9 protein-coding genes are annotated in these 10,499 nt (G+C 43.8%); 3 read left to right on the top strand and 6 right to left on the bottom strand.

The features are described from left to right. Positions 1-10 precede the first annotated feature (10 nt). The 5 genes from crr to cysZ all read right to left on the bottom strand — a co-directional run bounded on the left by crr (position 11) and on the right by cysZ (position 4,941). Complete coding sequence (gene crr / locus R8O70_RS21585) at positions 11-520, bottom strand: PTS glucose transporter subunit IIA (protein ID WP_005382041.1); 510 nt, start codon at positions 518-520, stop codon at positions 11-13. A gap of 121 nt (positions 521-641) precedes the next feature. After that, positions 642-2,366, bottom strand: coding sequence for a phosphoenolpyruvate-protein phosphotransferase PtsI (gene ptsI / locus R8O70_RS21580; protein ID WP_017634829.1), 1,725 nt, complete (start codon positions 2,364-2,366; stop codon positions 642-644). 140 nt (positions 2,367-2,506) lie between these two features. Then, entirely contained in the window at positions 2,507-2,764 is a 258-nt protein-coding gene (locus R8O70_RS21575; RefSeq protein WP_005382043.1) for an HPr family phosphocarrier protein, read from the bottom strand. A gap of 300 nt (positions 2,765-3,064) precedes the next feature. Then, on the bottom strand, positions 3,065-4,033 hold the full coding sequence (gene cysK / locus R8O70_RS21570; protein WP_005382045.1) for a cysteine synthase A: 969 nt from the start codon (positions 4,031-4,033) through the stop codon (positions 3,065-3,067). A 164-nt stretch (positions 4,034-4,197) separates the two neighbouring features. Continuing rightward, positions 4,198-4,941 (bottom strand): sulfate transporter CysZ, encoded by a 744-nt coding sequence (gene cysZ, locus R8O70_RS21565; protein ID WP_025998633.1) that lies wholly within the window; start codon positions 4,939-4,941, stop codon positions 4,198-4,200. A 251-nt stretch (positions 4,942-5,192) separates the two neighbouring features. Between cysZ and zipA the strand changes: the two genes are divergently transcribed. The 3 genes from zipA (at position 5,193) to R8O70_RS21550 (ending at position 10,172) form a co-directional block, all read left to right on the top strand. Further along, complete coding sequence (gene zipA / locus R8O70_RS21560) at positions 5,193-6,149, top strand: cell division protein ZipA (RefSeq protein ID WP_065274252.1); 957 nt, start codon at positions 5,193-5,195, stop codon at positions 6,147-6,149. A gap of 90 nt (positions 6,150-6,239) precedes the next feature. Continuing rightward, positions 6,240-8,252 carry an NAD-dependent DNA ligase LigA gene (gene ligA, locus R8O70_RS21555; RefSeq protein WP_318184353.1) on the top strand — a complete coding sequence of 671 codons (2,013 nt, stop codon included), beginning with the start codon at positions 6,240-6,242 and terminating at the stop codon, positions 8,250-8,252. A gap of 510 nt (positions 8,253-8,762) precedes the next feature. Further along, positions 8,763-10,172 (top strand): hypothetical protein, encoded by a 1,410-nt coding sequence (locus tag R8O70_RS21550; protein ID WP_005382055.1) that lies wholly within the window; start codon positions 8,763-8,765, stop codon positions 10,170-10,172. A gap of 40 nt (positions 10,173-10,212) precedes the next feature. Here the strand turns inward: R8O70_RS21550 and R8O70_RS21545 are convergent, their stop codons facing one another. Next, positions 10,213-10,395, bottom strand: a complete 183-nt coding sequence (locus tag R8O70_RS21545) for a hypothetical protein (RefSeq protein WP_021707681.1) — start codon at positions 10,393-10,395, stop codon at positions 10,213-10,215. Positions 10,396-10,499 lie beyond the last annotated feature (104 nt).

The raw sequence follows: 10,499 nt of genomic DNA, 5'->3' as shown, positions 1-10,499 counted from the left end.
TAAGTAAAAATTACTTAGTTACACGTAGAACTGGAGTTTCACCAACAGTTACAGAACCAGAAAGCTTGTTTAGCTCTTTGATTTCGTCCATGTTAGAGATAACAACTGGAGTTAGCGTTGACTTCGCTTTCTCTTCTAGAAGAGCTAGATCGAATTCAATTACAGTGTCGCCAGCTTTAACAGTTTGACCTTCTTCAGCGATACGCGTGAAGCCTTCGCCTTTTAGTTCAACTGTGTCGATACCGAAGTGAACGAAAAGCTCAACACCGTCGTCAGACTCGATAGAGAACGCATGGTTAGTTTCGAAGATCTTACCGATAGTACCGTTTACAGGAGCTACCATTTTGTTGCCTGCTGGCTTGATAGCAATACCGTCACCAACGATTTTCTCAGCGAAAACAACATCTGGCACGTCTTCGATGTTTACAATCTCACCAGAAAGTGGCGCGATGATTTCGATAGCACCAGCGTCAGCGCTGTCATCAGATACAAGCTTCTTAAGTTTGTCAAACAGACCCATTGTGTCATGCTCCTAAGGTTTGGTTTTATTCTGTCGAATTATAGTATACCAATATAGCTCATTAGACGACTTTTTTCGCCGTCTAATGGCCATTAAGTATTGAATTACTTGGTACTACCGATTACTGAGCTTTCTCAGCAATAAACTTTTCTACCACGGCTTCGATTTCTTCTGCTGTTGGTAGAGAAAGGGCTTCTTCAGCCATTGCTTTCACTTCTGCGAAGTTAGAGTTACGAACTACTTTCTTCACTTTAGGGATTGAAATGCCGCTCATTGAGAACTCGTCCAGACCCATACCTAGAAGTAGAAGTGTTGCACGCTCGTCACCTGCAAGTTCACCACACATACCAGTCCATTTACCTTCTGCGTGAGAAGCGTCGATAACTTGCTTGATCACTGTAAGTACAGCTGGTGATAGTGGGTTGTATAGGTGAGAAATCATCTCGTTACCACGGTCAACCGCTAGCGTGTACTGAGTTAGGTCGTTTGTACCGATAGAGAAGAAAGACACTTCCTTCGCTAAGTGGTGTGCGATCGCAGCAGCAGCAGGAGTTTCAACCATAACACCGATTTCGATGTTTTCGTCGAACGCGTGGCCTTCAGCGCGTAGCTCTTCTTTGTACTCTTCGATCGCTTTCTTAAGCTCACGGATTTCTTCGACAGAGATGATCATTGGGAACATGATACGCAGTTTGCCGTGTGCAGAAGCACGTAGGATGCCACGTAGCTGATCACGAAGGATTTCACGACGATCCAGACTGATACGTACAGCACGCCAACCTAGGAATGGGTTCATCTCTTTTGGAAGATCCATGTATGGGAGATCTTTATCGCCGCCGATATCCATAGTACGGATGATCACAGCTTGACCGTTCATTGCTTCCGCAACTTCTTTGTACGCTTGGTACTGTTCTTCTTCAGTTGGTAGCGCAGTACGGTCCATAAATAGGAATTCAGTACGGTACAGACCAACACCTTCACCGCCGTTACGAAGGATACCGTCACAGTCTTTCACTGTACCGATGTTACCGCAAACTTCTACACGGTGACCGTCAGTCGTTTCTGCGTGTAGGTCTTTCAGTTTCGCTAGCTCTTCTTTTTCAGCTAGGAATGCTGCTTTAACCGCTTTCGCTTCTTCTAGCTCAGCTTCTGATGGGTTAACAACAATCTTGTTGTTCATTGCGTCAAGAATCAGCATGTCGCCATTCTTAACTTTCTTCGTGATGTCGTTAGTACCAACGATAGCTGGAAGCTCAAGTGAGCGAGCCATGATTGAAGTGTGAGATGTACGACCGCCGATATCACAAGCAAAACCAAGCACGTAGTCTAGGTTAATTTGCGCAGTTTCAGATGGCGTTAGGTCGTAAGCAACAAGAATTACTTCTTCGCTGATATCGCTAAGCGAAACAATGTTGATGCCTAGTGCGTTCTTAACAAAACGAGAACCGATATCGCGGATGTCAGTTGCACGCTCTTTTAAGTATTCGTCATCTAGAGACTCAAGAGCACATGCTTGCTCTTCGATCACTGAGTGGATAGCGTGATCAGCAGTCATCTTGTCGTTTTTGATAAGTGCTAGGATTTCCTCTTCTAGCTCTTCGTCTTCAAGAAGCATGATGTGACCTTCAAAGATCGCTTCTTTTTCTTCGCCAAACGTTTCAAGCGCTTTTTGCTTGATAGTTTCTAGCTGAGCTGCAGATTTGTTACGAGCGTCAAAGAAACGCTGAACTTCAGCTTCTACTTGATCGTCAGAAATAGTGTTTGTGTTTAGGACAATTTCATCTTCTTGAAGTAGTAGTGCTTTACCGATTGCAATACCAGGAGATGCTAGGATGCCTGAAATCATAGCCTTACCTTAAGTTTGGTCAACTTTATAAAACGGGAGAATAATGGGTGCGCTAACGAATAGTTTTAGCTTAGTTTTGAGCCTATTTCCAACGAAGCCATTTTGCTTTCACAAAATGGCTTCTGGAGTAGGAGACCGGATTAGTGTAGTTGGTCCATTAGAGCAACTAGGTGGTCAACTGCTTGCTGAGCTTGTGGGCCTTCAGCAGAAATAGTAACTTGAGTACCTTTTACTAGGCCTAGTGTTTGTAGTTTGAACAGGCTCTTAGCGCTAGCGCTTTTACCGTTAGAAGTCACAGTGATGTCTGCGTCGAATGCTTTCGCTTCTTTAACAAACTGTGCAGCTGGACGAGTGTGAAGGCCGTTTTCTGCTGTGATTTCTACTTGCTTCTCGTACATGTGATATACCCCAATAAATGTATTTTTTTGTTAGTTTGTGACCAGATTTTAGCTTAACTGCTTTACATCTTGTGCGCTAGCACGGGAAGAGTTCAAAGCGCGTCAGTTCTGATACTAGTCAAAAGTTTGGTAACTACGCAACTGTTTGCGTGCGTAATCACTTTGAAACCTTTTTGTGTTCTGCTTCTTTATTTTGAAGCTAGAAATAAAACACCCTGATATTACCAAAGGTAGGGCAGGGATCAACAAAAAAGCCCCTAAACGGGGCTTTTTTAAACTAAAAATTGATTTGAACACATATTATTGTTGGTTCTCTTTTTCGGTAAAGATACCTGCAAAGAGTGCTGTACTTAGGTAACGCTCACCGGAACTTGGCAAGACAGTTACAATTGTTTTTCCTTCAAATTCAGGTAGTTCCGCAAGTCGGTTCGCTGCAACAACCGCTGCGCCAGATGAGATACCAGCTAGGATACCTTCCTCTTCCATTAGGCGACGAGCCATCTCAATCGCTTCTTCTGAGGTAACTTGCTCAACACGGTCAATAATGTCTAAATCGAGGTTACCAGGGATGAAACCAGCACCGATACCTTGAATTTTGTGCGGGGCAGGTTGGATTTCTTCGCCAGCAAGTGCTTGTGCAATAACCGGAGACTCTGCTGGCTCAACTGCAACAGAAGTGATGGCTTTGCCTTTTTCACCTTTGATGTAACGGCTTGTACCTGTAATAGTACCGCCCGTACCAACACCAGCAACGAATACGTCGATTTCACCGTCTGTCGCTTCCCAAATCTCAGGGCCCGTAGTCTTTTCGTGGATTTCTGGGTTCGCTGGGTTGTCAAATTGTTGAAGAAGTAGGTACTTCTCAGGGTTGCTTGCTACGATTTCTTCTGCTTTAGCAATCGCCCCTTTCATGCCTTTCGCCGCTTCAGTCAGCTCAAGGTTCGCGCCTAGTGCTTTTAGTAGCTTACGGCGTTCTAGGCTCATTGATTCAGGCATGGTCAATGTTAGCTTGTAACCGCGAGCAGCCGCTACGAATGCTAGAGCAACACCAGTGTTACCACTGGTAGGTTCTACAAGCTCTACACCTGGCTTAAGAAGGCCCGCTTTCTCTGCTTCCCAAATCATGTTTGCACCGATACGGCACTTAACACTGAAGCTAGGGTTACGCGCTTCAATTTTTGCGAGAACTTTGCCTTTACTTACTTTGTTTAGACGAACGAGAGGTGTATTACCAATAGTAAGAGAGTTATCTTCGTAGATTTTGCTCATAGTGATGTTCCTTCATTACACGTTGTGTGAATATGGATAGAAGAATATGCGGTATGAAAAAAAGGGAAAAGGATTAAAAAGTTATATCTTATTAGGTTGGCCCAGAACTTGATAAAAGAAAAGGGAAAAGCTGGCGCTGATCCCTTTCCTTAATCTCTAATCGACTATCGTTGGTGCTTAAACTCCGCGACCCACATAGCGGTTGCACCACATATTGCTACAGGCATGACAATGAGGTTCAAAATTGGGATCGTCGTAAACACAGACACCAATACCCCAAAGCCATAGGCCTTACCTTGCTTTTGTTTCAATTTGTAACGCATGTCGTTAAATGGGATTTTATGGTTATCAAACGGGTAGTCACAATATTGAATCGCGAGCATCCAGGCGGTAAAGATAAACCATAAAAATGGGCCTACTGTTTGTCCAAGGGCAGGGATGAGCAATAATAGGAATAGGCCTATTGCTTTAGGTAAAATGTAAAGGAGCTTTCTCCACTCACGAGCTAAAACGCGAGGAACATCTTTCAGGACGGCAGTGAAACCATCATCATTTACTTTTTGTCCCGTTAAGTACTCTTCCACTTTTTCAGCCAAGAGGCCATTGAATGGCGCGGCGATAAAGTTCGCGAGCGTGCTGAAAAAATAGGAGAAGGTAGCGAGTATCGTCAGAGCGAGTAAAGGCCAAAGAATGTAAGTTAACCAGGATAAAAACTCAGGCAGCTGCCCAATCCAGCCTTCTATCCATATATTAAGGTTTGAAAATAGATAGAAGATGGCACCACCTACAAGCAAGATATTTGCAAGTAGAGGTAAGATGACAAAGCGCCTGATTTTAGGGGCAAGTGCCAATTGTATCCCGTATAGAAAATAACCGAACCCGGTTCTCTGCTGATTGTTTTGCTTCATGTCTATTTTGGCTTCGTGTAAATGAAAACTCATTGTACCTGTGAGGACTTTTCTTTCAATGCCCTGACAAATGACGTCTTGTTAAGTGGAATCGTGGCAAGAATCACAACAAAAAACGGAACTTCTTGCATTAAGTTGTTCTAAATCTACATATAGTTTTGGTAAAGTAAACGTATCATTCAGATTTATTGCACTTGGGTTGCTGCTCAAGGAACTGCGAGTAGTAAAAACAAGTATATTGAGAGTAAATAATGCAGGAATTGCGATTCGTACTCATTGTTGTTGGCGCATTAGCCATCGCGGCATTACTGTTTCATGGTTTATGGAGCAGTAAAAAAGAAGGCAAAGCAAAGTTTGGTAACAAGCCACTTGGTAAGCTGGATGTTGACCAAGAAGACAAAAATGATCTTGTTGAGAAAGAACGAGACTTCGCTCCCGCTCCTGAAGATGACTTTGAGATCATTCGCAAAGATCGCAAAGAGCCAGATTTTGGGATGGCGAATTCTTTCGACAACAAGTTTGAATCTGACCCGTTATTCGGTGGCCCATCTGAAGTCAAACAGACGCAGCAGGAGCCGGATGACATCCCTTCATTTGTTGCAGAAAAAGATAAAGAAGAGGACGTTGAGCCTGTTGTTCAAGCAACAGTAGCTGAAGAGCCATTCCAGCCCGCTGTGGAAGAAGACGCTATTCCCGCCGCGTTTGATATTACGGAGAAAGAACAGCAAGTCGAAACGGTTAGTGAGCCTGTCGTTGCAGAGCCTAAGGAAGAGCCAAAGCCAGAACCTGAAATGCAAGTGATTGTATTAAATGTGCACTGTGCTGGTGAAGAGCCATTTGTTGGTACTGCTTTATTTGAAAGTATGCAACAAAACGGTCTAATTTATGGCGAGATGGATATTTTCCACCGTCATGTCGACTTGTCCGGTAACGGCAAAGTGCTGTTTAGCGTCGCTAATATGATGCACCCTGGTACGTTTGAGCATGCTGATCCTGCTGAGTTTACAACGAAGGGTATTTCATTCTTCATGACATTGCCTTGTTATGGCGAGGCTGAACAGAACTTCAACTTAATGCTCCGAACTGCGCAGCAAATTGCTGATGATTTAGGTGGTAACGTACTTGATGACCAGCGCAACTTAATGACGCCAGATCGTTTAGCATCTTATCGACGTCAAATAGTTGAGTTTAATGCCGCTAACGCATAATCTTAACAGCAAATAATAATAGGGCTCCGGATGGAGCCCTTTTTCTTGAATTTCCCAACCTCACCGATTGAAAATACACGGGGCTTTACTATGTCTGAATCAGTACTTCAGCGACTAGAAGAACTAAAAGAGTCGTTGCATTACCACGCTGTGCGTTACTACGTGGAAGATAACCCAGAGATCCCTGATGCCGAGTACGACCGTTTAATGCGAGAGTTACTGGATATTGAAGCTGAGAACCCTGACTTAATAACCGTAGACTCGCCAAGCCAACGTGTCGGTGGACAACCTCTTTCTGCGTTTAGCCAAGTGACACATGAAGTACCGATGCTTTCGCTTGATAACGCGTTTGATGATAGTGAACTTGATAGTTTCCACAAGCGCGCACAAGAGCGCGTGGGCAGCCAGAGTGTGAAAGAATACTGTTGTGAGCCTAAATTGGATGGACTCGCCGTAAGTTTGTTATATGAGAATGGCGTGTTAGTTCAGGCGGCCACTCGAGGCGATGGTACTACGGGTGAAAACATCACAGAGAATGTGCGTACGATTAAAGCCATTCCTTTAAAACTCAGGGGTAATGACTGGCCAAATCGTCTTGAAGTTCGTGGTGAAGTCTTTATGCCGAAAGCTGGGTTTGAAAAGCTCAATGAATTAGCAAGGAAGAAAGGCGAGAAAATCTTTGTTAATCCACGTAACGCTGCGGCAGGTAGCTTACGACAATTGGATTCACGTATTACGGCTTCTCGTCCGCTTAGCTTCTATGCATACAGTGTAGGCGTGGTGCAAGGCGCAGAATTGGCAGCAAGTCATTACGAACGCTTTTTGCAAATCAAATCTTGGGGACTGCCAATGTGCCCGGAAACTAAGCGAGTTGAAAGCTTGGCGGATGTAAAAGCTTACTACCAAGATATATTGCAGCGTCGTGATGCCCTCCCTTATGAGATCGATGGTGTCGTTATTAAAATTGACGATATTGCCGTGCAAGAGCGTCTGGGGTTTGTTGCTCGCGCTCCACGTTGGGCGATTGCCTACAAATTCCCAGCACAGGAAGAAATGACGACACTGAATGAAGTGGAGTTCCAAGTCGGTCGCACTGGTTCGATTACACCTGTTGCTAAACTAGAGCCTGTATTTGTTGGCGGGGTAACGGTAAGTAATGCGACGCTTCATAACGCAGATGAGATAGAACGTCTGCAGGTCAAGATTGGTGATCACGTTGTGATCCGCCGTGCTGGCGATGTTATTCCGCAAGTCGTATCTGTCATCAAAGAGCGTCGACCAGAAACAGCTCGAGATATTGTTTTCCCAACTCAGTGTCCTGTTTGTGGTTCGCATGTTGAGCGGATCGAAGGAGAAGCGGTAACACGTTGTATGGGGGGCTTAGTTTGCCAAGCCCAACGCAAACAAGCGCTAAAACACTTTGTTTCTCGTAAAGCGTTAGACGTTGACGGTTTAGGCGATAAAGTGATCGAGCAGCTTGTTGATCGTGAGATGGTGAAAACTCCTGCTGACTTATTTAAGTTATCAGCGGGGATTTTAACCGTACTAGATCGCATGGGGCCAAAGTCTGCGCAGAATATTGTGAATGCGTTAGAAAAATCCAAAGAAACAACTTTACCTCGGTTTTTGTATTCACTGGGGATCCGTGAAGTTGGCGAGGCAACCGCAGCAAACTTAGCAATGCACTTTAAAACGTTGGGAGCGATCCAAAATGCTACCGAAGAGCAGTTGATTGAAGTGCAAGACATCGGTGCTGTGGTTGCTCAACATATTACGACTTTCTTTAGTGAAGAACAGAACCAAGCGGTGGTTAAAGATTTGCTTGAACAAGGAATTCATTGGCCAGAGATTAATACTACTGAGCAGGTGGGGGAATTACCATTAGAAGGTAAAACAGTAGTATTAACGGGAACACTTTCTCAACTGGGGCGTACAGAAGCCAAAGAAGCCCTCCAAGCACTGGGGGCTAAAGTGACGGGTAGTGTTTCTAAGAAAACCGATATTTTGTTTGCTGGTGAAAATGCAGGTTCGAAGCTCGCAAAGGCACAAGAACTGGGTATCGAAATTAAAACAGAACAAGACTTACTCGAACTGATGAATTAAGTCTTCTCAAAAAAGCTAAAAAGTAACTAAAAGCCCCGTATGCTAAGCATGCGGGGCTTTTTCTTGTTCATAATTAAGTGTTTTTTTATTGAGTAATTGATGCCTTTGTTCTTTTCAGTGATCAAGATCGAACCTTGGGTTATTGGTTTTTTTGGCTTTTTTAGTCTGCGAGTGACTTCAAGTTGATACTTTTAAGTTCAATTTAAATGTTTGATTTTAAATAATAATTTGTTGTGTTGTGTTGATGTTGTTAAAAATAAGATCTGGATCAATAAGTTATATGGAACTTTGGAGTGGCTCATATTTTTTTAGAAAAAAAATAAGTTCCATTTGGATGTTTTTAGCTGCGAAGTTAGTCTTAATCACGTGGATACACGGTGTGTATGCAGGAACTAAAAAAAGCCAAATTAGAAATAATGAGGTTTGATCAGGAATTTACTTCTCTCCTTCGGCGGCCAACTAAAGGTGAGATAGAAAAATACAGCTATATCCATTTTTAGGAGTTTTTCCATGGACAAATTTTTTAAGGTTTCAGCGTTAACCGCAGCAATGTTTGGTGTTGTTGCTGTCGCTCCAGCTACAGCGTCTACTGAAAGTGCAGCAGGTGGCGAGTACGTAGAGAAAGTGAACGAATTTATGCAAGACTCAAGTCTGAATGCATTATTCATAGTTGATACTCGTTCACGAACTCGTACAACAGGTAAGCCCGGCGGTGAAAATGGTGACCGTTGGAGTCGTCTAAACTACTCTTCTTACAACGCAATTTTAGACTTCACTTCTGGCTACCACGATGGTTGGGTGGGCGCAGATGTTGCGGCTTACTACTCTGGCGATCTTTACAACGATAGTCTTTACAATTCAAACGAAGGCTACCTATGTAACGAAATCTCAACTTGTAACAACCTAGACTGGGGTGCAGGTGATGGTCAGCAGCTTAAAGTTTACAAAGCAGCGCTGAAATTCAAAGCAAACGAAAACTTTAATGCTCGTTTCGGTATGTTACAGGCTGGTGGTAACGGTACAATCGGTAACGTTTGGAGCTTTGTACCTGGTACTTACCGTGGTTTCGAACTGAACGCTAAACTTGGTGATTTCAACCTAAGCTACTTTGGCGCAGACCAATTTACAGCACCTTGGCTGCTTCACGAAGATGATTACGCACCAGCGCTTTGGTCTGACACGTCATGGAGCTACCTACACTCTCTAGGTCTAAATGGTAACCTAACTGACAGCCTGTTTATGCAACTTGGCCTAGGCCAAGCAACTGGCGTTCAATATGCAAATGGTGTTGACTGGGGTGCAGGTCAAGTGACTAGCTACCACAACGAAACTGACAACACTTCTTACAAGGCTTACTTGAAGTACACTGTTAGTGACCGTACAACTCTAGCATTTGATTTCTACGGTGTTGACGATGATGTGAAATACGATGGTCTAGGTTTCCACACTGGTCTGTCTTTGAATCAATCTTTCGGCAAGCTAGCTTGGATGTCTGAGTTGCGCTACACAGACACAGATAACCGTGCGGACTTCGTTCCTCGTACTATTCATACATATGGTATGAACAATGGTACTTGGTCTCAGTGGTGGGACGCGCTGTCTGACTGGAACAAAGCGGGTGAGCTAGCATGGTACAACCGTCTATCTTACAACCAAGGTAACGGCTGGAACTATTACCTAGGCTTTGGTTACGGTACTGGCGCTGACTCTGCAGCAAGCGGAGCATCAGGTGACTGGGATTACGAAAGCGAATACGCAGTTAACGCAACAGTATCTTACTCACTACAAAGTGGCGCGCTTAAAGGTTCTACCATTCGTTTACACGGTACAATCCTAGAACGTGATGAGTACGCAGGTGCTGGCGATGCGGATGAAACAGACTTACGTCTACAAGTTCTTATCCCTTACAGCTTCCACTAATACTTAATTAGATAATAAAAGGAGCCGCTAGGCTCCTTTTCTATTTCACTTCTCGGCCGTCGTATATTTTGCAATATAACGGTGGCAACATATGTACATTACCGTTTGGCAACTCACACTTTATCTCTGGGCCTAACGTACGACCACCGGATGCACCATTAGCATGAGTGGTTAACGGAATTATGGCAAAAGATATTACTAATAGACCAGATAAAAATCTCATAATAATCACCTTAATATAAACTTTAAATATCTACGTGCTTGTATAAACCGTGACTACGCAGAAAGGCAAGGTTGAATAGGGCTCTTATATCAAACTAAGCTCTT

The sequence above is a fragment of the Vibrio sp. 779(2023) genome (genome assembly GCF_033344285.1).
In the GTDB taxonomy this organism is placed as follows: Bacteria; Pseudomonadota; Gammaproteobacteria; order Enterobacterales; family Vibrionaceae; genus Vibrio; species Vibrio alginolyticus.
Note: the sequence above shows the minus strand (reverse complement) of the source record. Positions and strands in the feature narration are given on the sequence as shown.

Excerpts from the sequence above, each read along its gene's own strand:
- cysK (WP_005382045.1), bottom strand. The coding sequence starts at position 4,033 with ATGAGCAAAATCTACGAAGATAACTCTCTTACTATTGGTAATACACCT.
- cysZ (WP_025998633.1), bottom strand. The coding sequence starts at position 4,941 with ATGAAGCAAAACAATCAGCAGAGAACCGGGTTCGGTTATTTTCTATAC.
- R8O70_RS21545 (WP_021707681.1), bottom strand. The coding sequence starts at position 10,395 with ATGAGATTTTTATCTGGTCTATTAGTAATATCTTTTGCCATAATTCCG.
- R8O70_RS21550 (WP_005382055.1), top strand. The coding sequence starts at position 8,763 with ATGGACAAATTTTTTAAGGTTTCAGCGTTAACCGCAGCAATGTTTGGT.
- zipA (WP_065274252.1), top strand. The coding sequence starts at position 5,193 with ATGCAGGAATTGCGATTCGTACTCATTGTTGTTGGCGCATTAGCCATC.
- crr (WP_005382041.1), bottom strand. The coding sequence starts at position 520 with ATGGGTCTGTTTGACAAACTTAAGAAGCTTGTATCTGATGACAGCGCT.
- R8O70_RS21575 (WP_005382043.1), bottom strand. The coding sequence starts at position 2,764 with ATGTACGAGAAGCAAGTAGAAATCACAGCAGAAAACGGCCTTCACACT.
- ptsI (WP_017634829.1), bottom strand. The coding sequence starts at position 2,366 with ATGATTTCAGGCATCCTAGCATCTCCTGGTATTGCAATCGGTAAAGCA.
- ligA (WP_318184353.1), top strand. The coding sequence starts at position 6,240 with ATGTCTGAATCAGTACTTCAGCGACTAGAAGAACTAAAAGAGTCGTTG.